Origin of the sequence: Anabaena sp. FACHB-595 (assembly GCF_048568275.1) — a bacterium.
Taxonomy (GTDB): domain Bacteria; phylum Cyanobacteriota; class Cyanobacteriia; order Cyanobacteriales; family Nostocaceae; genus Trichormus.
In genome coordinates this window covers 3,677,677-3,698,648 of sequence record NZ_CP183473.1, presented here as the reverse complement: position 1 = coordinate 3,698,648, position 20,972 = coordinate 3,677,677, and the positions used below count along the sequence as shown (strand labels likewise).

Annotated in this window: 15 protein-coding genes and 2 pseudogenes; 10 read left to right on the top strand and 7 right to left on the bottom strand. The window is 42.8% G+C overall.

All coding sequences use genetic code 11. The features are described from left to right. Nucleotides 1–138 precede the first annotated feature (138 nt). Nucleotides 139–1,830: a DNA mismatch repair endonuclease MutL gene (gene mutL / locus ACN222_RS15270; RefSeq protein ID WP_010997206.1), complete on the bottom strand. Its 1,692-nt coding sequence runs from the start codon at nucleotides 1,828–1,830 to the stop codon at nucleotides 139–141. 291 nt (nucleotides 1,831–2,121) lie between these two features. Here mutL and ACN222_RS15265 point away from each other — a divergent pair, with 291 nt between their 5' ends. Beyond that, nucleotides 2,122–5,238: a DUF4912 domain-containing protein gene (locus ACN222_RS15265; protein ID WP_010997205.1), complete on the top strand. Its 3,117-nt coding sequence runs from the start codon at nucleotides 2,122–2,124 to the stop codon at nucleotides 5,236–5,238. Nucleotides 5,239–5,594: 356 nt separating this feature from the next. On the opposite strand, the gene ACN222_RS15260 is transcribed toward ACN222_RS15265, so the two are convergent. Both ACN222_RS15260 and ACN222_RS15255 read right to left on the bottom strand, forming a co-directional pair. Further along, nucleotides 5,595–5,891 carry a hypothetical protein gene (locus ACN222_RS15260; RefSeq protein ID WP_084789104.1) on the bottom strand — a complete coding sequence of 99 codons (297 nt, stop codon included), beginning with the start codon at nucleotides 5,889–5,891 and terminating at the stop codon, nucleotides 5,595–5,597. A gap of 118 nt (nucleotides 5,892–6,009) precedes the next feature. After that, on the bottom strand, nucleotides 6,010–6,792 hold the full coding sequence (locus tag ACN222_RS15255) for an ABC transporter permease (RefSeq protein WP_044521605.1): 783 nt from the start codon (nucleotides 6,790–6,792) through the stop codon (nucleotides 6,010–6,012). Nucleotides 6,793–6,840: 48 nt separating this feature from the next. Between ACN222_RS15255 and ACN222_RS15250 the strand changes: the two genes are divergently transcribed. Beyond that, nucleotides 6,841–7,251 (top strand): DoxX family protein, encoded by a 411-nt coding sequence (locus tag ACN222_RS15250; protein ID WP_010997202.1) that lies wholly within the window; start codon nucleotides 6,841–6,843, stop codon nucleotides 7,249–7,251. A 130-nt stretch (nucleotides 7,252–7,381) separates the two neighbouring features. On the opposite strand, the gene aroF is transcribed toward ACN222_RS15250, so the two are convergent. Continuing rightward, complete coding sequence (gene aroF / locus ACN222_RS15245; protein ID WP_010997201.1) at nucleotides 7,382–8,254, bottom strand: 3-deoxy-7-phosphoheptulonate synthase; 873 nt, start codon at nucleotides 8,252–8,254, stop codon at nucleotides 7,382–7,384. A 763-nt stretch (nucleotides 8,255–9,017) separates the two neighbouring features. Here aroF and ACN222_RS15240 point away from each other — a divergent pair. The 3 genes from ACN222_RS15240 to ACN222_RS15230 all read left to right on the top strand — a co-directional run bounded on the left by ACN222_RS15240 (nucleotide 9,018) and on the right by ACN222_RS15230 (nucleotide 11,642). After that, entirely contained in the window at nucleotides 9,018–9,512 is a 495-nt protein-coding gene (locus tag ACN222_RS15240; protein ID WP_044521603.1) for a hypothetical protein, read from the top strand. 274 nt (nucleotides 9,513–9,786) lie between these two features. After that, nucleotides 9,787–10,440: a pentapeptide repeat-containing protein gene (locus ACN222_RS15235; RefSeq protein WP_010997199.1), complete on the top strand. Its 654-nt coding sequence runs from the start codon at nucleotides 9,787–9,789 to the stop codon at nucleotides 10,438–10,440. A 257-nt stretch (nucleotides 10,441–10,697) separates the two neighbouring features. Beyond that, a complete protein-coding gene (locus ACN222_RS15230) occupies nucleotides 10,698–11,642 on the top strand; it encodes a class I SAM-dependent methyltransferase (RefSeq protein WP_010997198.1) in 945 nt (314 codons plus the stop codon). Between the two features lie 180 nt (nucleotides 11,643–11,822). Here the strand turns inward: ACN222_RS15230 and ACN222_RS15225 are convergent, their stop codons facing one another. Further along, entirely contained in the window at nucleotides 11,823–12,314 is a 492-nt protein-coding gene (locus ACN222_RS15225) for a hypothetical protein (RefSeq protein ID WP_010997197.1), read from the bottom strand. Nucleotides 12,315–12,644: 330 nt separating this feature from the next. Here ACN222_RS15225 and ACN222_RS15220 point away from each other — a divergent pair, with 330 nt between their 5' ends. Both ACN222_RS15220 and ACN222_RS15215 read left to right on the top strand, forming a co-directional pair. Beyond that, nucleotides 12,645–14,162: an FAD-dependent oxidoreductase gene (locus ACN222_RS15220; protein WP_010997196.1), complete on the top strand. Its 1,518-nt coding sequence runs from the start codon at nucleotides 12,645–12,647 to the stop codon at nucleotides 14,160–14,162. A gap of 77 nt (nucleotides 14,163–14,239) precedes the next feature. Further along, nucleotides 14,240–14,734, top strand: coding sequence for a hypothetical protein (locus ACN222_RS15215; protein ID WP_010997195.1), 495 nt, complete (start codon nucleotides 14,240–14,242; stop codon nucleotides 14,732–14,734). Between the two features lie 176 nt (nucleotides 14,735–14,910). On the opposite strand, the gene ACN222_RS15210 is transcribed toward ACN222_RS15215, so the two are convergent. Together ACN222_RS15210 and ACN222_RS15205 are read right to left on the bottom strand one after the other, a co-directional pair. Further along, nucleotides 14,911–15,114 (bottom strand): chlorophyll a/b-binding protein, encoded by a 204-nt coding sequence (locus ACN222_RS15210; protein ID WP_010997194.1) that lies wholly within the window; start codon nucleotides 15,112–15,114, stop codon nucleotides 14,911–14,913. 44 nt (nucleotides 15,115–15,158) lie between these two features. Further along, entirely contained in the window at nucleotides 15,159–15,362 is a 204-nt protein-coding gene (locus ACN222_RS15205) for a chlorophyll a/b-binding protein (protein ID WP_010997193.1), read from the bottom strand. Between the two features lie 513 nt (nucleotides 15,363–15,875). On the opposite strand from ACN222_RS15205, the gene ACN222_RS15200 reads away from it, so the two are divergent. From ACN222_RS15200 to ACN222_RS15190, 3 genes and pseudogenes are all read left to right on the top strand, one after another. Continuing rightward, nucleotides 15,876–18,998, top strand: a complete 3,123-nt coding sequence (locus tag ACN222_RS15200) for a hypothetical protein (RefSeq protein ID WP_010997192.1) — start codon at nucleotides 15,876–15,878, stop codon at nucleotides 18,996–18,998. Between the two features lie 248 nt (nucleotides 18,999–19,246). Then, nucleotides 19,247–20,383 (top strand): annotated as a pseudogene (locus ACN222_RS15195) (phytoene desaturase family protein); the annotation flags it as partial. Between the two features lie 153 nt (nucleotides 20,384–20,536). After that, a pseudogene (locus ACN222_RS15190) lies at nucleotides 20,537–20,938 on the top strand (phytoene desaturase family protein); the annotation flags it as partial. Between the last annotated feature and the right edge of the window lie 34 nt (nucleotides 20,939–20,972).

The following is a 20,972-nucleotide window of genomic DNA, read 5'->3' as shown; positions in this document are numbered from 1 at the left end:
ATATTTAGTGTAGAGCGATATTAACCCTGAGTGGAAGTCAAAGGCTGACTCAATCTGATGATTTTAATGTTGACTGTTGACTGTTGACTGTTGACTGTTGGCTGTTGACTGTTGACTGTTGACTTATTTTGAATTGATTTATATACCGTGACTTTTACCAATCACCCAATGACGACGGAAAAACCGAGATAAGGAAGATTCATCTAATGACAAATAAATCGGCCGACCGTGGGGACAGGTGCGGGGGTTGCGAGTACGTTGCCAATCGTCTAGTAATTTCTGCATTTCTGGCAGACTCATGGGAGTACCGTTGCGAATAGCACTGCGACAGGCTACGGCTACTTGGGCTGTTTGTAAATCCCCTCCCCAACTGAGTTCTAAAATGGCTTCGGCACAGTCTTCACGTTGTTGTAACATTGCCGGCAAGTTACGGACTGCCCAAAGTTGTTCGCCAAAGATGTCAATATCTAAACCGATGCGTTGCAATTGGGCAACTTGGGCTGGGGATAGTTGATAAAGAATAATTGGTGGTTCAACGGGAATGAGTCGCCAATTATCACACAATTGTTCGTATAAAACTCGCTCATGGGCGATGTGCTGTTCTACTAGCCACATTCCCCCAGGATGTTCTGCGACTATATAAGTGTTACTGACTTGGGCTACTGCTTTTAGGTAGTTCTGAGTGTTGTCTGCTGGATTTGCGTTTCGAGGATTAAAGTTATAATTCCCTTTCTCTTCGGCGGCTTTGAGTAGTTGACTAACTCGCGTTGTCTGGACAGACTCTGGAATATTGGCAGCACTAATCCGTAGTGCTTGGTTAATGGCTTGAGTCACTTGTTCTTGCCAATAACTCAAATCGTGGAGGTAAATTTCTGTTTTTGCGGGGTTGCGGTTCCAGTTGATTTGGTCGGGGGAAATCAGAAGATGAACAAAACAAAGAGGGTAGCGATCGCGTGGTAATGTTCTGTGGAATGCTGCCAAAATTGTTTGTTCTAATTCTGGCAACTTAATCATCCGTCCGTTAATTGCTACCCGCACCCAATCTGGACGATGGCGGTGACAACGGTCTGGTAATCCTACAACTAGGGCAAGTGCTGAGGCGTTTGGCTTGTTGTTGGTGCTGAGTTGTGGGTTTTCTGGGTTGGGTATCTCTAACTTGATTTCTTGTAAGTCACTTGGGCGTAGTTGGGGGAGGAATTGGGGTATGAGTTGTCCGGCTGTGGCGGCGGGGGAGATGGTGAACCAAATCCGGTCATTTTGCCAAACTTGCCAGGTGGTTTGGGGATGACAAAGAGCGATTTGTTGAATTGTGGCTTGCACAGCTTTCATTTGCTGTGCTGTTGTGGGTAAGCCTTGACGACGAGCCGCACAACTGGCGAATAAATTCGAGACTGTGACTACTGTACCAGGAGCGATCGCTGTCGCTTCAACGTGAACTGCTTTCCCACTATCACCATAAACTACTCGCCACCCCACATTTTCGGGGGCGCGACTGATAATTTCTACATCTGCTAGTGTCGTTAAACTATGTAGTGCTTCACCCCGAAATCCCAGACTATGAATTTTCCACAAATCTGCACTAGAACGAATTTTACTGGTGCTGTGGGCTGAGGCGGCTTGTTGCAAATCATCTAAGTTCATGCCGCAACCATTATCTGCCACACGAACCCGCCATTGCTGCGGCCATAAATAAACTACAATTCTGTTTGCACCTGCATCCAAGGAATTTTCTACCAATTCCCGCACCACAGCAGCAAATGAGTCGATTACCTCCCCTGCTGTAATGAGGTACACGACTTCTTGAGGTAAAGCTTGAATAGTAGATGCCATAAACTATAGTTTATAACTTTTGGTACAGCATTCAACAAGAGGCAGGGGGCAGGGAGCAGGGGGAAACTTTCTCGCCGTCTCCCAGCAAAGCTGCCCCTTTTCCTCTTCTTGACCTGTTTCCGCTAAATTTTAGAGATTAATTAAAATTAAAGTATTTAATCATACTAAGTAAATTAACAATGTGAGAATAAATATTGACACCAGATGTATAATTAGCCAGTTTATTCCTGTATAACAAGATAAATTTAAACCTTATTCGTTTTCTGTTCCCTGTACCTGAATAGGAGCATTATGTGGCAAAAAAATAAACAAGATAGTGGCATAGTGAATCTGGCATTATTGTTTGCCTTAACAACCACCCCCATCGCAGCAAATCTGTTATTGTCAGCCCCCATGCTGGCACAATCGGAGACTGACACACCCAATTTCGCGCTACCGCAAACTGTGGAAAACGGCACGACAGTGCGGATTGATGGCTCAAGTACCTTGATAGCAGTGAATCAAAGCCTAAAACAGGGTTTTGAGCAACAGTTCACTGGTACAAGAGTAGATGTGGCTATTAATGGTACAGAAGCTGCCCTCAAATCTGTATTAGATGGAAGTATTGATGTGGCAGCTATTGGTCGTGGTTTGACCCCGGAAGAAAAAGCCCAAGGTTTAGAACAGGTCAGGTTACATCGGGAAAAGATAGCTATTATTGTTGGGGAAGAAAATCCCTTTAAAGGCAGCTTGACAGATCGGCAATTTGCCAGAATTTTTCGCGGACGCATTACTAATTGGTCACAACTAGGAGCGCCATCAGCGAGGATTCGGGTGATTGATCGCCCTAGCACCAGCGATACCCGCGAAGCATTAAATAACTATCCAGTCTTCAAGGCTGCTAAATTTGCCACAGGCTCGACTGCGACTCAGATAACAGAAGACAACACCACCGAAATTGTCAAACAACTGGGTAAAGACGGAATCAGCTACGCCAGAGCTAATCAAATATCCAAATTGCCTGGTGTGCGAGTACTTAAATTACACGACACCTCACCAGATGACCCTAAATATCCTTTTTCTCAGCCGCTAGTTTACGTTTATAAAAAGAATCCTAGTCCAGCGATCGCCGCTTTTCTCGGTTTTGCTTTAGCATCACCAGGGCAAAAGGCAATAGAAACGGCAAGAGCAGCTGAAGCAGAAGCGATCGCCAAAGATGCAGTTCAACAAGCATCCTTTACAACCGCCAATTCTCTGGCTACACCAGCAGCCAATTCTTCCCCCACAGCAGAAACCACACCAGCAATCAATTCCTCTCCCATTCTGGAAACCACACCCACAGCTAACACTTTTCCTAATGCTGCCAGTACCAGCACTAATGTGAATCAGCCTGCTGTAGTGGCTCCCCCAGAAACACCTAGATTGGATCGCTCTTTGCTATGGTGGTTGTTGTTGCCAGTAGGGGCTATAGCTGGACTATTATTGTGGTTTGTTAAACGTCCATCCACAAATAAAGTATTAGAAAGCACCACAGAACCCATTTCTGGCGAGACGGAAACACCTACCACTGAACCATTAGTAGAAATCCGCAATGGGCTACATCCCACCGTAAGTGATGGCAATACTGTGACCGCAGTCGCAGGGACAAGTGCAGTAGCATCCCCCACCACAAATACCACGGCTGTAGCTGATCAAGAGCCGAAGAACACCAATTACACTAGTAATTATCAAGTAACAATCCCGCCTGAATTGGAGCAATCACCTTGGGATATGGAAGCACCAGCATCTGTGGTTAACACTTCCTATCCCCAAATGATCGAAGTCGGGAAAGCGCCCACTAATACAGAAACACAAACAGCAAATATCGCCCCAGAAATCCCCGAAATCTCATCGAATGGGGATAATCATCACCCAATCACAGAGGAACAACCCCAGCCGCCAGCAAATTTACCAGATCAAACTTATGGGGAGCCAGAAGATAACCAAGAACCCGAATTAGCAACCTATCCAGTCAGCGAAGATACATCTGAGATAGTGGACTCACTGCCAGACTTGCCAGACTTTGAGGCGATTTTTGCCGATGAACCAGAAGAAAATAGCGAAGTCGCTAACAATTGGACAGCCCCAATTATAGAACAGACAAATATCTCATCTGTGGATGAACAAGTTGAGGAAACCATAGCAGCGATCGCCTCGACTGAATTACCCCAACAAGAAACAACGGCGGAAGTAACAGCTTCACTGCCAAAATTTGCCGATATTCCCGAAGATGCACTCAATTTGGTAGCCGATGCAGCCGAAGTTCATGAGAGTAGCACACTGGAAGATCCAGAATATCTCACTCCATCCAGTTTAGGGGTTTTAGCCGGTGGTGCAGTCTTAGCAGGTGTAGGGGTAGAAACCTGGGTTGGTAAAAATGATGTTGAGGAAAGTGACACATCCACAGTATTACCATCACCTAATACTCCTGAAGAGAATTTAGCCACAACCGAGGAGTTAGCAGACGAGGAAGAAGACAGTAATATTGTCATCAGACCCCGTAACCCTGAATGGGCTTATGTTTCTTGGTATATTTCACCTAGTGATCAGCAAAAGTTCCAAGCTCAAGGTTCCTCAGAATTAGCATTGCGACTTTATGACATTACTGGTGTTGATCTGAGTTACCAAAATCCCCACCAGGCACAGCAGTATGAATGTGAGCCAGGAACAAGCGATCGCTATGTACCCATTCCGGCAAGCGATCGCGATTATATAATCGAAATTGGCTATCTAAGCGGCGGTGAAAACTGGACTACTATTGCCCGTTCTCATAGCGTCCGCATCTTTGATCGCCCACATATAGACTCTCTATCCCAAAATTTACCAGCAATAGACGAAGCCAGTAGTGTTGTCTTCCACCCTCGTACTTCCAAGTGGGCTTATGTAAGTTGGGACATTTCCGCAACTCATCAGCAATTACTCAAGGATGCAGGGATTTCCCAACTAGCATTACGGCTTTATGATGCCACCAATATTGACCAGAGTTACCAGCGTCCCCAATTGGTGCAGCAATATGAATTTGATGAAATCACCTGCGATCGCTATGTGTCAATTCCCCAGAGCGATCGTGACTATATGACAGAAGTTGGCTACGCTACCCCAGACGATGAATGGGTAACTATTGCCAGTTCCGACACTGTTCGTGTCTTTAGTAGTCCCCAAGGAGATTTTTGGTTTTTAGCAGATACTGAGTTAATTATCCACGGAGCCACAGATCCAGGTGCAACAGTCAATATTGCCGGCAAACCAATCACACTCAAATCTGACGGAACTTTTCACCTGCGCGTCCCCTTCTCGGAAGACTTGCTAGATTATCTGATCACTGTCAATAGTGGGGAACAAAGAAAAACCATCCGTAAGAAGTTTGTTCAAGAAACTTCGGAAAGCTAAAACAGCGATGCAGTTATCTAGTTTTGGTAATTGGTAATTGGAACTTCTGGTCAATTATCAATTACCTACTACTAGGGAACACCAAAAAATAAATGGCTCTTGCGTTGGTTTTATGGTGTGGCATTGAAATAGCCGTTTTATAGCAAGGCTTAAGAACTTCAACTCCAGTCCTACTAAGGAATATAGGCTCTGATTAGATTTTATTTCTTATTCGACTCCATAAAAGGAACTGAAGAGCCAAATAAATTATCCGAAATTGATGGTTTGGTAGGGTGCGTCAGTATGAATAATGTCTGAGTATAGTTAGGTGATATCGCACTGACGCACCCTACTGGATATTTTTTATCCAGAAGTTCCTAACATTCTGGTAAATTTTTCTCAGCATAATTGCAATCAAAATAAATTAGAGCATCCCTTGTAGAGGTAAATGCTCTAGTTGTGCGGTAGGGGCTACTGTCGTGACTTGCGTCACGTAACCAAATTTTTAGATAGTAACTTTTGTTATCATCACTAGACCATAATTCGTAACGATACTTACCTCCCACTCCCTGACTGCTGAGGTAGTCAGCTAGTGCTAGACTTGATGTCCCCAAAACGATAAATACTGTCAGAGAAGGAATTATCGCTAGTTTGAGTATTTGGTTCAATTTCATAAATGCACAACAAACTCACTCCTTCTAGCTTCATTTATATTTGTATATTTTCAGTTCAGTAATAACTTTGAATATTGTGTGAAAATATCGTAATCTACCAGCAAAAAATTAGCTTTCACTAACTCGAAGCGCTAGTATAAAATCGCAAAGCAAAGCTCCAAAACTTGCTAGAAGCCCAAAAAAGCACCACAGCCAAGACTAATCCGCCTATTAACCAAGGAATTTCCACTCTACCTAATATAACTTCGGCTGGAACGGTAGTTAAAAATGTTACTGGAACTATAAAAGTGAAGAAAAAGCGATAAGCGGCAGGGTAAGCTACCATCGGATATCTACCCGCCTCTAATAACCCCCGTAACACCTCAGTGGCGTTATAGATTTTTACAAACCAAATGCTAGTTGCACCTAGTATAAACCAAAGACTATAAAGAATTATCACACCACACAACAACGGAATGATGCTTGGTAGGTAGTTAGTAATTCCCAAGCCCAGGCGTTTACCTGCATAACCAATAATCACTCCACCAAAAATTAAATCTGGTACTCCCCACGGGGATATGGTGTGAGTGGAAAGCCAAAACTGACTACGTATGGGTTTGAGCAGAACAAAATCTAAAGTCCCTTCTTGGACATGGCGAACAATACGGTTGAGATTGGGAGCGAGAAAAGTAGCAGAAAAGCCTTGCAGTAAAGTAAAAATTCCCAACACAACTAAAGCTGCTTCCCATGACCAGCCACTAAAAGTATAGCCATTCCGGTAAAACAAGAATAGTCCAAACAGGCTGCCTGCTAAATTGCCTATACTACTGAGGGTAGCGATGAAGAAGTTGATACGATATTCTATCTCAGCAGCGATCGCTGCACCCCAAAATAGTTTTAGTACTTTCAAGTATCTTTGCATTTTGCACCCGTAACCCAATTTCACTATCTGAATCTGGAGCTATCTACCATGTTAAAAAAATACATTCCTTTGGTCGCTCGTTCTTTTCTGGCTGTGATTTTTATTTACGCTGGCGTGAACAAAGTCTTTAACTTTGCCCAGACTAGTGAATCTATGGCTAAAGCCGGACTACCTATAGTAGGAGTACTACTAATTTTTACTATTGCATTTCAGATATTAGGTGGATTGTCTATTATTCTGGGCTATAAAGCAGAGATTGGCGCGATTTTACTCATCATTTTCCTCATTCCTGCTACCATCGTGTTTCACAATCCCTTCGCTGATCCTAGTCAATTCAATAATTTTTTCAAGAATTTGTCTATTATTGGCGGACTGTTACTCATCCTCGCTTATGGTTCTGGCACTCTTAGTTTAGAAGCAAGCGATCGCTCTTCTTATGTCTCACAGCCAGAGGAATAACAATTCAAAATACCCTACGGGAAGCTAAAGCTACAAAATTCAAAATAAAACCGGATGGGATGAGGGAGGAGAAGAAACAGGGGAGGAATCAATTCAAAATGAATAATCGCTCCCCACTCCCAGGAAAAATTTAAGCCACACAACAAATAGGGGTAGGCTTGAAACCCACCCCTTTTATTTCTGATATAGTCCGTCCAACAGCTAAGGCTACAGGCTTTAAACTATCAACCAAACTCACCATATCTTCTAAAGATAAAGCCTGACGGGCATCAGACACAGATTTTTCTGGTTCTGGATGACACTCAATAATTAAACCATCTGCACCACAAGCCACAGCCGCCTTAGCTAAAGGTGCAACTAGTTCCCGTTTACCCACAGCATGGGAAGGATCGACAATCACAGGTAAATGAGTAATTTGCTTGAGTGCTACTACTGCTGCTAAATCTAAAACGTTGCGGGTGTAATTATCGAAGCTACGGATACCCCGTTCACACAGCACCACATCAGGATTACCATGACTGACGACGTATTCAGCCGCCATCACAAATTCTTCTATTGTCGCGGCTAAACCACGCTTGAGAAGTATGGGCTTACCCGCTTGTCCTAAGGCTTTGAGTAAATCGAAGTTCTGCATATTGCGGCTACCCACCTGCAACATATCAACATGGGTGGCGATTGCCTCAATTTGAGCAATTGACATCACTTCAGTCACAACAGGCATATTGTAATGCGATCGCACCTGAGCTAAAACATCTAATCCAGCCTCTCCCATACCCTGGAAAGCGTAGGGTGATGTACGAGGTTTGTAAACACCACCCCGCAACGCCTGTACAGACGAGCCTTCTAAATGTTGAGCGACCGTCTCCATTTGCTCTAAGCTTTCCACTGTACAAGGGCCACCGATAATTACTAATTCTTTCCCACCAAAAGCAACTGTTTCTGAGATTTGAACAATTGTCTGGTGATTAGGGTGAGATTGGGCAACGAGTTTAGCGTTAATCATGGTTGGATTCTCCTAAAGGGTTGGGGATTGGGGACTGGGGACTGGGGAGTTATTATCAATTTTGAATTTTGAATTTTGTAGCTTTAGCTTCCCGTAGGGTATTTTGAATTGATGACTCCCTAAACTTTTGAAAACAAAAAAGCCCAGAACCTTGGGGTTCCGGGCGCGTATGATTTATCGGCATGACGCTATTTACCCGGAACTTGGTTTGGGCCAAAAGTAAAAGCTATAAAACCAGCTAATAAAATAGGTCATCACGATAAAATTTTACTCCTGAAAAAACAAAAACCGCAGAGTTCGCTCTGCGGTTCACTGGGCGGTTTCCATTGGGAAACTTAATTCACACCCCGTGAACCGCCTTACGCCAAAAATAAAAATAACAACTGCTGCTGAGTGTATGCACAATAGTAAGCGAAAAGTATACGTATTACGTTATCTTAAAACAAAGATAACAGAAGAATTTGGTAGCGTCAAGACCAGCAAAACTTCTGGAAAAACGATAAACTCAGTACAAATCTGAGACTCAAAGCCTTTTCCTGGTAGATATATAGCAGGATGTTTATTATTAATAGACCGTTCTCAATTTAGATCAATCTTATTGGTTAGGTAATGAGTAATCGATGAGCATAATTATCAGTAAATCAAACCATAACATGAGCCTACAGAGGTATTTTTTACACACAATTATCAGCTTTATGAGGAAAACTCCGAATACCCTGTTGGCTCACCAGTCCCTAATTGCTATTTTCAAGACAGTTTGATTATGTCCAGGTCTAAACTCTTTACCAAACCTTTCGATACTCATGATGTTTATCCCTGTCCGGTTTGTCGAGTAGGGAAAATTTCTCACATACCGTTGATGGAGGCGATGGGTTGTGATTTCTGCCACGAGATTTTTACTGTCAATATAGAACAGCAGCAAATTAAGATGCCTTCTCGTCAACCTCCTTTAATTTGGCGCTGGAATGGCTTTAATTGGGCAGAAGCTCAGTTAGAAGGTGTAGAATTAGGTTGGGGTTATGGGTTAGCTGCCACTATTTTTGTCTTACTGCCTACAACTTTAATTGGCATTGTCGCTTATTATTTTCCACCGACAGTGCATGATCCTCTGACTTGGCTGCCGTATATTTGGACAATATTAACTTTTTTGTCGCATTTATCAATTATTATTTGGATTTTTATAGAAGTTTATCAAATTCCCGTAGCCGCATATTTTCGAGCTATCACTAGATGGAGAAATAGGCAAGCCGAAAGATAATTGCTGAAGCCTTCAGAATCTAGAATAGAGCAACAAGTAAATTTGGATTTCCACACTCGATTCTGATTTCTGAATTCCTATCTCCGGACTGGCAGGGAAAAAAGTTATTGATAGACTGAGTTTGCTGCGATAGGCTTATATAATGTCTGAGTACTAATGTTTTACCGTAGCATCTAAACTATGTAAAAGTGACTACGGAACTGCCCAGTCCCTATTGATAAATATGGAGGGCTATATCTCTCATAATTAAGTTGATTCGCCACTAAAACATCTTATGAGCGAGCTGGAGCGGTATTATAGGGTATTGGAATTGGAAGTAGGGGCTACCCTTGAGGAAGTTAACCAAGCTTATAAGGATTTGGTGTTTGTGTGGCATCCCGATCGCCTACCCAAAGATAATGTCCGCTTGCAACAAAAAGCACAAGACAAACTCAAGGCCATTAACGAAGCTCGTGACAAATTGCGCTCGTTAAATGGCAATGGTAAGGCTCATCATGTTTATCACCATCGCCCACCGGAACCCCAAAAATCATACCAAGAAACCCATCAGCCACAAAAACAGAACTCAGACTTGAGTGGCAAAGATTTTAGTCGGGCAAATTTGAGTAACAAAGATTTATCTGGCAGAAACCTCAGCTATGCTAACCTGAGCGGTGCTAATCTCAGTGACACTTTTATGCACAAAGTGATTCTCAGAGGTGCGGATTTGTCAGAGGCCAACTTGTTTAGAGCCAATTTACTCTTAGCTGACTTAAGAGAAGCGAATTTGCGCTCTGCTAATTTAATTGGTGCTGATCTCAGTGGTGCTGACTTGCGGGGTGCAGACCTGACAGGAGCGCGGATTCGTTCAGGCGATCGCCTACTGGTAAAGTTGATAGGCGCAAACTTAAGTGGTGCGATTATGCCTGATGGGCTTGTTCATCGCTAATAAACTGTGCTGGGTAGGGAATTCTTGTTTTAAGCTAAATTTCCCATTGATCAATCAGTTATTTGGTTAAAATCTATTTCAATTCCTGACGGGGATTGATACAAGGTGAGTTCGATGACATGAAAGACTCCATCCCTTTGTGGGTGGAGTTTTCGGTAATAGGAACAAAATTTACCAATTACCCATTACCTATGATCAAAATCGCCTCTATATATTGTGGCTAAATTTTGGTTGATCCAATACTCAGACAATTATCTATGAAAGAAAACACAGTAAAAGTAATAAAAAATGAGTCATTTCCAACCGGAGATTATGTTTCGTCCGGTTTTTCTACTATTCAACCAGACTCATGTTTTCCCAATATGATTTTGGGCAACAGATATGATTCTTTTTGGTTTTATCTCCGGCGAGATATTGCTCATAACTTTTATGTTGATCAGCGCCGTCAAGAGGTGGGATTTGTTAGCAGAGATGAGGCTCACATTTTATACAATACAGCTTTAAAATTTAAGGGGAAAAAAGCTTTAGAAATAGGTTGTTGGATGGGTTGGTCAGCTTGTCATTTAGCTCTAGGAGGAGTAGAGCTTGATGTCATTGATCCTATGCTTGCTGAACAATTGTTTAATGAAAGCGTTACAGAATCACTGAAGTCAGCAGGGGTAAAGGAATCAGTAAATCTCATACCAGGATACAGCCCCCAAAAAGTAGCAGAGATAGCAAATCAATTTCAACGTAAATGGTCGTTGATTTTTATAGATGGTCATCATGAAGCACCAGCCCCACTTAATGATGCAATTATTTGTGAACAACTTGCAGAACCGGATGCTTTAATTTTATTTCACGATTTGGCTTCTCCTGATGTAGGGCAAGGGTTAGACTATTTGAAAGAGAAAGGTTGGAACACAATGGTATATCAAACCATGCAAATTATGGGAGTTGCATGGCGAGGTAATGTTGAACCTGTAATACATCAACCAGATGCTAATATTGACTGGCAATTACCGCCGCATTTACAAGATTATGTTGTTAGTGGTGTCAGTCAAACTGTAGGAAAAGATAAGTTGGGAGAAATTCTCAAAACACTCCAACCCTACACATTATTGAGTAAAGCTCAGTTATTCTCGCTTTACAGTCACGCAAAACAGGCATATTCTTATCTTTTTTGGCTTCCGCAGATGTTAGTCAGGCGATCGCTAAAATGAAAATAAAAAATGACTAGGTTGAGCTTATACTAGCTTTATTTATGGTAAATAAAGCCATTTGTAGGGGCAGAGAGGACAAGAAATAGTCTGGGAAGGCTTTTAGTATCAAAATTTTGTTACTAAAATATGTCCTCAACTCTCGGAAAACTGCCATATCTCTACAGATGGCTTTCTCTATGGTTAGCTTTTATATATTTTGATAATTGGTGTCATCTCCGGGCGATAGGGATTGCTAAGGTTTAATTTATAGAAAGCTCGGAAGATATTTTCGTTTTTATTACCTTTCACAGTCACAATATAAGTTGCAGCCTGTTCAGAAAGTTTTTCCACTTTTTCAATCTGTTTATTTTGAATCAGTTGGGTTTCAGGTATTTTCTTGGCTTTTTGAGAGTTAGTACTAAACAAACAAAAAATACCTGTAGAATTGGGAAGTTTTAGCACTTGTAAAAAGTATTTTTGTTTATTAGCATTGAAGCCCGATGTAAAGTATACAGTTGCGCGGCTTTTTGGGGGAATCTTTTGTATATTTTGTGGTGTTCTCCGATGATAGCGGCAATTTTTATCAATTATTGCTTCACTAGCAATAACAGGGTTTGTAAAGATTGCTATATAACTGGAAAACAATCCAATAATTGTTAAATTCAATACAATATTGATTGGGAATTTAAACATGGATGTAACTCCTCACATTATCTATGATGATGGAGTCAATTGATAAGAAGTTCCTAAGCTGATTAGGTAACTAGATAATAAGCGCTCATGTATTAATCAACGAGTATAAAAAGATATTTAAAGATATTAGCTACTATTTAATTCGTAGAACCGACAGTAGTTTATTATATTTATGATTACTTGCTTTCTAAGCTAATGCGCGGCTAAATTGTATAACTGCTAATAAGGGCTGTTAACTGTTGACCATTGACTGTCAACAGTTAACAGCCCTCACGATGGATTATGCAACTTAAAAGCAGAATAGCTTATTAAATCTTTATCTGTATAAGTATGTCGGAAAATCAATCAATTCACGAAACAACGAAAGAGCAATCTGTATTACAATCATCTCCGTTACCCACTGATGTAAATTCACATATATACGATGTTATTGTTGTTGGTGCTGGGCCTATTGGTTTGGCCACAGCTATCGGTTTACATAAGCGGGGTATTGAAAACATTGTTGTATTAGATCAGACCCGTGCTTTTCGTCAGGTTGGTCAAGGTTTGGATCTTCTTCCCAATGGATTAAAAGCTCTCAGATGTTTGGATAATAATGCTTATGAAGCAGTGAAAACGGCCAGTATTACTTTTGCGAAGTCTCAGCCTAAATCTCAAAACAAAACAGCACCTGATACTACACAAAAGTGGCATTGCAGAAATGTACAAGGACAGATAGTTTACTCTATTCCTCTCGATTTTGATCAATGGGTTCAAGATTATGGTGAAGGTCGATTAACAATATCTTGGTACGATTTGCAGACAGCTTTAAGAAACTTACTACCCCAAAACCAAGTTAGAGCTAATCACCGTTGCATCAATATTGTAGATGAGCCAGAGAGTGAATATGTGCAGTTGGATTGTCTATCTGATACTACACTAGAAGCTAATCCTTATGCTCATTGGAATGACACAGATTCGGAAAATTCGGAGAATAAGGTTCAAGAATCAGTGACAAAATCTTTCCGAGCTAAACTAATAGTAGCCGCAGATGGAATTAACTCGACAATCCGTAGAGTTATGTATCAAGATAGTCCAAATCAAGATTTATCCAGACCTGAATATTCTGGGTTTGCCGCTATAACTTGTCAAGGTCTTGATGATCTCCCCAAGGAATTAGAAATAGAACTCGAAGATAAGTTTTTACAAGGCTCAACAATTGTTACCATATTTGATGGTGAAATATCTAAAAATGTGGCAGATGATACACCAGATATCAGAATATTGTTATTCCGCAGAGCTAATCAGTTTGGATATATCGTACATTTGCCCGTAGCTTTGGAGTCTTTGCAAAATCCACCTAATAACTCTTTACAAGAATTAGTTACTCAGGTATTTGAACAAGCAGAATTTCCCGATTCCCTACGGCAATTAGTTCTTTTATCTCCACCAGCTAATATAAAACAGCGCCCATATTATGTACATCGCGTCACTCATTTAGATTCAGACAATAGTCTAAGTACATCTTCTCCAATTCAACCCAAATGGAGTGCTGGGCGAGTTGTATTAGTAGGTGATGCGGCACATGGAATGCCCCCATTCATGGCTCAAGGTGCTAATCAAGGATTGGAAGATGCGTTAGTAGTAGCCACACTAATCGCTAAAATTGCCCAAGGTAATTATTGGCATAATCAACAAGCTATAGATACCGCATTTGAAAAATATGAATTGCTTCGTCGCCCATTAATGGCTTATGTGCAGCAGGCGACATTAAAACGTTCTCCTTATGCTTCACAAAAACACTGGCAAAGTTACTCTGAACAAGTTTATCAGCGTAATTTTGACGAAATCATAGAGGGGTTATTGTAAGAATTCATAAATCTTTCTCTGTTTAGTATAATTATGTGTGAATGTCACCAAAATACATACTTTAGAGGAGATAAAACGTGGATTGGTTTAGCTTGCTTAAAGGTGCAATCATTGGGGGAGTGCTTTTATTTTTATGGAGTGGACTCACCCAAAGCTTAACACCTTGGGGTATTAGAAGTGTTAAGGAGTTGGAAACTCAATCAACCGTGGGTGAAATTTTGGAACGCCAATCCACGAAAGGATTGTATTATATAAAAGACAAAGTTACAGCGTTTATCGCGGTCAGGACTGAGAGCTACTATTCCATAAGTCGATTCTTTATCATTGAATTTATTACTGAATTACTGGTTGCAACTACTTTGACATCAATATTGCTGTTAACAGCAACACAATCTATTTATACACGATTATTATTGATTGTGTTAACAACTCTCACCAGTATTTTCAGTGTTGATTTGCAATATTGGAATTGGTGGGGATTTTCTACTATTTACAGCTTGGGAATTTCTATAAACCGTTTGATTGGTCACTTGCTAATTAGCTTCATTCTCATATCATTTGTCTTGCCATAAGGATGTAGATTGTTTTCTGTATGACATTTTCATTAATCTATCAATCACTGCTCATCCCGCATCACGATGAATATCTATCTTAATTTTTGAACTCCGCTTTGGATAAGAAATCCAAAAAAATGTCATTAATCAAAATACCCGATCTTGTTAGCAAGTCGGGTATTGATGCTGCGATTTTAATATCGGATGAGGTGTAATACATCGCGTAGGACGCTGTAGCCTGCTAAATCCCACAGCAAATAAGCCAGAAATCCAATCATTGCTAGGCGACCGTTCCATATTTCCGATTGGGGAGTCCAGCCGAATAAAAAGGCATTGCGGTCTACACCGTTATATGCTGGTGCAACAGGTGGTAAATCAGTGGATGGACGAGTTTGCATCGTTGTTTCTCCTAAATAAAGTTGATGTTCGACTACAGAGTTTTTTAGTAACCGATGAGGTGTAATACATCACGCAGGACGCTGTAGCCAGCTAAATCCCACAATAGATAAGCTAGAAATCCAATCATTGCCAAACGTCCGTTCCATATTTCCGATTGGGGATTCCAACCAAACAGAAAAGCGTTACGGTCTACGCCGTTGTATTCTGTGGCAACTTTTGGTAAGTCGGTAGTAGAGCGAGTTTCCATTTTTTTATCCTGAATAATTGCGTTACTTAACTTTACTTTAGCTATTCATCAATCAGATGCTTTCTGTCGGTGGGTACAAAGTATAGCCACTTCTAGGGGACTATTACTGGATACATTTCAATTCTGTCAAATACCCCTGAAGGAGGTGATAAAAATTCTATTTGTAAATAAATGTAAACTCATCAGGGAATTTCATAAAAAAATAGCTTATTTAAATAAATATATTCACGGGAATCAAGCAATTAAAAACAACTTTAGAATAAGCATGATTAGCAAGGCTTTTCAGTTGATATTCAGATAGAATTAAAGGAAAATTGCCACCTTTAAATAGTCAAAGTTCTATCTGCCGCAGGATATAGGTTTCAAACTTTGGGGGGATGTTCTGAGGTACTAAATTCTTGGATTCTGTAAGCAAGAAGATTTGGGCATTGCGATAGATACAGAAATTACATTTGTAACTGACAAAATTCTAAATCCATCCAAATTTAAATTGCTTAAAAAAAAGGAAATACAATGTTTCAAAGTACGGAAATTACATTGAAACTGTTCAAGCCCCTATTGTGGGCAGCACAGATTCCAGTCGAGACAACAGGGGTTACACCAGCACAGGCATCGGTTCTGACTTCCGGCCCGCGCTTTTTTGTGGCTTTGCTTTCTGGGGTAATTCTCGCCTTTGCCTTCCAGTTAGTATTAACCAACCTTTCTGTAGCCGCAGGTATTTCCTACCTGGGGCGTTCATCTGACTCAGGGTCGGATACAGAGGAAACAGGAAGCTTTGGCGGGACGATTCGCAAGATTGGGACAGCTGTGGGGCTGTGGACACTAATTACTGTGACGATCGCCTTATTAGTCGCTTCTTTCTTGGCGGTCAAACTCAGCCTAGTAATTCTAGACCCTAGATTAGGGGCAATTCTCGGTCTGGTGATTTGGGGTGCATACTTCCTGCTGTTAGTTTGGGTGAGTTCCACGACAGTTGGTTCTCTCATCGGCTCGGTAGTTAACACTGCCACCTCTGGCTTTCAGGCGATTATGGGGACAGCTACCGCCGCTTTGGGAGCAAAAGCCGTTAATCAACAGGTTGTAGCTACAGCCGAAGCCGCCGCCGCCGCCATGCGTCGGGAATTAGGTAGTGCCATCGACCCTCTCAGTATCCGTGAAAACATAGAAGATTATATTGAAAAACTGCGTCCACCAGAGTTAGATATATCTAATATTCGCAGTGAGTTTGAAAGGTTACTGAGTGACCCTCAATTAAAAGCGATCGCCGGTAGTCCAGACTTACGTAATATTGATCGGCAAAAGTTCATTGATTTAGTGAGTAGCCGTACCGACCTTTCCAAGCGAGACGTGAAGCGGATAGCTGACACCTTATACAATGTTTGGCAGCAAACGGTAACTCAGCAACAACCGACTCCAGACCGTTTGGGTGAGTTGGTTGAATATCTGAAATCCTTACCACCGGGACAAGCTAAGACTGATGAACTCAGCGCCAAGTTGGACAGATTAATCTCCGAAAGCCGTTCCGCGAAGGAAACAGACCAAAAAGCTGCACCAGCCGGGCCAATTCAAAGCACAATCCAGCAAGGTATATCCGCACTCACTGGGATTGCGTTGGGGAGAACAGATTTATCTGATTTGGATGTGGAAAAAATTTGGCACGCACTCACCACAGCTAAAGATAAAGCCACAGATCAAGCAGGTAAATTAGGCTTACCTGTGCCATCACAACCATATAGCCCCATTCGGGCTGATGTGGAAAACTATCTGTCTAACACCTATGCTTGGCAATTGAGCGAGCAAAGAATTGCGGAAGAATTCCGCGATGTCATCCATGACCCAGCCGCCGATCCTGGGACAGTGCGCCGGGAACTAGAACGCCTTTCCCGCAATGATTTTGTGAACATCTTGCAACAACGGGGACTGCTTACCCAAGGACAAATTCAGCACATTGCCGACCAGCTAGAAGCTGTGCGTCAGTCAGTGCTGGTGATAGTCACAGCCGACGAAGAACGAGAAATTACCCAAGATTTGCAACGCCGAATCGAAAGTTATTTGCTGGTGACGAATAAAGCAGATTTGACACCAGAAGGAATTGAGAGAGATTTCAAACCTCTGTTGGAAGATGCCGATGCAGATCATGAAACCTTGACTCGGCGACTGGCAATAATTGACCGCTACTCCATGCAGCAGATATTGTTAGAACGCAATGATATGCAGCCAGGAGAGCCAGACAGAATTATTGATGATTTGGAAAGAGAGCGCGATCGCGTCTTGTTAGAGTCGAAAAACTTGGCAGACCAAGCCAGATATCAAGCAGAAACCCTGTGGTTAAATGTCGAGTCATATCTGCGTAACACTGGTAAAGGAGAACTAAACCCCGATGCTATCCGTGGCGACCTGAAAACACTATTAGCAGATCCCCAAGCTGGAATCTCGGCCATTCGGGCGCGTTTATCTCGTTTTGACCGGGAAACATTGGTACAGTTGCTCAGTCAACGTCAAGATATTAGCGAAGACCAAGCACATCAAATTATTCATACTGTGGAAGAGTCTTGGCATGGTGTCCGCCATACACCCCAAATAGTAGCCGACAAAGCCAAAGAGCAATACGACTCTGTAACTACAACCATTGCTGATTACCTGCGAAAAACAGGTAAAGAAGAACTTAACCCCGAAGGGATTCAACGAGATTTAAATAGACTGTTTGAAAACCCCCAGGAAGGTGCAGTTGCTTTACGCCGTCGTTTGTCCCAAGTAGACCGGGACACCTTAGTAAAATTACTCAGTCAGCGCCAAGACTTGAGCGAACAGCAAGTTAATGAGGTGATTGACTCAGTACAAGGTTCCATCCGCAATATCGTGCGCGCGCCCCGTCGCCTAGCTACCCGCACTCAGCAACAGGTGCAGAACTTCCAAGCATACTTGGCAGAATACCTGCGACAAACTGGTAAGGAAGAATTAAATCCAGAAGGAATTAAACGTGACTTGCAATTATTACTGCATGATCCACGCGTCGGGGTAGAAAGCTTTAGCGATCGCCTAGCCCATTTTGACCGTTCCACAATTATTGCTCTGTTGAAGATTCGAGAAGATATCAGCGACGAGGAAGCAGCCAGAATTGCCGATAATATAGTTTCCGTACAAGAGCAATTTGTCGAACAGGTGCGGAGTATCCAACGGCGAATTCATGACGTAATAGACGGGGTTTTTGCCCGCATTCGTAACTATCTCAACGCTTTGGAACGTCCCGAACTTAACTACGACGGCATTAAGCGGGATGTTCGCACCTTATTAGAAGACCCACAAGCCGGATTCGATGCGTTGCGCGATCGCCTATCCTCATTCAACCGCGAAACCTTAGTCGCGATCGTCAGTTCCCGCGATGACATCTCAGAGGAAGATGCTAACCGCGTAATTGACCAAATAGAACGAGCGCGCAACACCGTATTACAACGGGCCGAACGCCTACAACACGAAGCACAGCGCCGCCTGGAAGAAGTGAAACATCAAGCCCAACGGCAAGCCGAAGAAACCCGCAAAGCCGCCGCCACAGCTTCTTGGTGGTTGTTTGCCACAGCAGTGGTTTCCGCAGTTTTCGCCGCCTTAGGAGGAGCGATCGCGGTTGTTCTCGTGTAGGTAGACAAATTTTCTCTGCTAAATTTCTCACCTCCCACAAATTGGGAGGTTTTTTTTAGGGGTTTTTAGGTAGGACTGGGGATTGGGGACTGGGTGAAAAGTCCTGTTGTGTCTAGGTTGTATAATCTACTTTTTGAATTTTGAATTTTGAATTTTAAATTGTATGACGCACCCTACTGGACTGTCTAATTTAGAATAGTGTATTGGATGGGGAAAAATTAAACGCAGATAAACGCGGATAAACGCGGATGAAGCAAACAGATGTAGTAGTTATTGGTAGCGGCGTTGGGGGGTTGAGTTGTGCTGCTTTACTGGCGCGTTATGGGTTTGATGTGACTGTTTGTGAGAGTCATTCGATCCCTGGTGGGGCGGCGCACGGTTTTGAACGTCAAGGATTTAAGTTTGATTCGGGGCCTTCTCTTTACTCTGGTTTGTCTTATAGTCCTTCGGTTAACCCTTTACGACAGGTGCTAGATGCAGTTGGTGTTGATTTGCCCTGGGTCACTTATGATACTTGGGGCTGTTGCTTACCTGAAGGTGATTTTGATGCTGCGGTGGGTGCAGAACAATTTTGTGAAGTGCTGGGGAGACTGCGGGGAGAGGCGGCGGTGGCTGAATGGCGGCGGTTGCAACAGGTGATGACACCACTAGCCCAGGCGGCGATCGCTCTTCCCCCAGCTGCATTACGCTGGGATATAGGCGCAGCACTAACTATCGGCAGATTTGCTCCCACTCTGGCTAAACAATCTGCGAATTTCCTCAAGTTAACGGGGCCTTTCTCTCGCATCATGGATGGGGTTGTCCATGACCAGTTTATTAGTAACTGGCTGAATTTACTGTGTTTTCTCCTCTCTGGACTCCCAGCTTCGGGAACCAATGCGGCAGAGGTAGCATTCATGTTCGCCGATTGGTATCGCCCAGGAGTAGCTTTAGATTACCCCATTGGTGGTAGTGGTGCTTTAGTTAATGCTTTGGTAGAGGGATTAAAAAAATACGGTGGGGAATTGCTACTCAATGCCCATGTTGAACAAATATTGGTAGAAGGTAACAAAGCGGTAGGTGTCGGGCTGCGAGGTGGGCAAGAAATTCGGGCGCGGCGGGCGGTTGTGTCTAATGCTTCGATCTGGGATACGCTGAAGTTATTACCGGAGGGGGCTGTATCCCAAAAATTCCGCAGCCAACGCCAAGGCACACCCGAATGTGATAGTTTCATGCACCTGCATCTGGGTATTAATGCCCAAGGTTTACCCCTAGATTTGGCTTGTCATTATATTGTGGTGAATGATTGGGAATTGGGGATTACTGCGCCCCAGAATGTTGTTTTGGTATCGATTCCCTCAATTCTTGACCCGTCTTTAGCACCACAGGGCAAACACGTAATTCATATATAACGCGGTGTGCAACTTTCTCTCAAACCTAACCCCCAACCCCTTCCCTGCGAGGGAAGGGGAATAAGATTCAAAGCCTCTCTCCGCTTCGGGGAGAGGTTTGGGGAGAGGTTTGGAGAGGGGTTTCAAAAATAAGTCGCACATCGCGTTATATATACTCCTGGTAATGAACCTTACGCACTGTGGCAAGGGGTGGACAGAAGAAGTCAGGAATATGAACAACAAAAGCGATCGCGTGCCGAGGTGATGTGGCAAGCTGTAGAACGTATCATTCCTGATATTCGCTCTCGTTGTGAAATCCAATTGGTAGGTACACCCCTTACCCATGAGAGATTTTTACGCCGCTATCGTGGTTCCTACGGCCCCGCAATTTCCGCCGCCTCTGGTTTGTTTCCTGGTCATGGTACACCCCTTCCAGGGTTAATGTGCTGTGGTGATTCCACATTTCCCGGTATCGGTCTGCCAGCCGTCGCTGCTAGTGGGATGATTGTGGCTAATACCCTAGCTCCGGTCAGTCAGCATTTGGCGATGCTGGACAGAGTTGGCCTTTAAACGCGGGGGTACGCAGAGTTTGGGTTTAATCTGG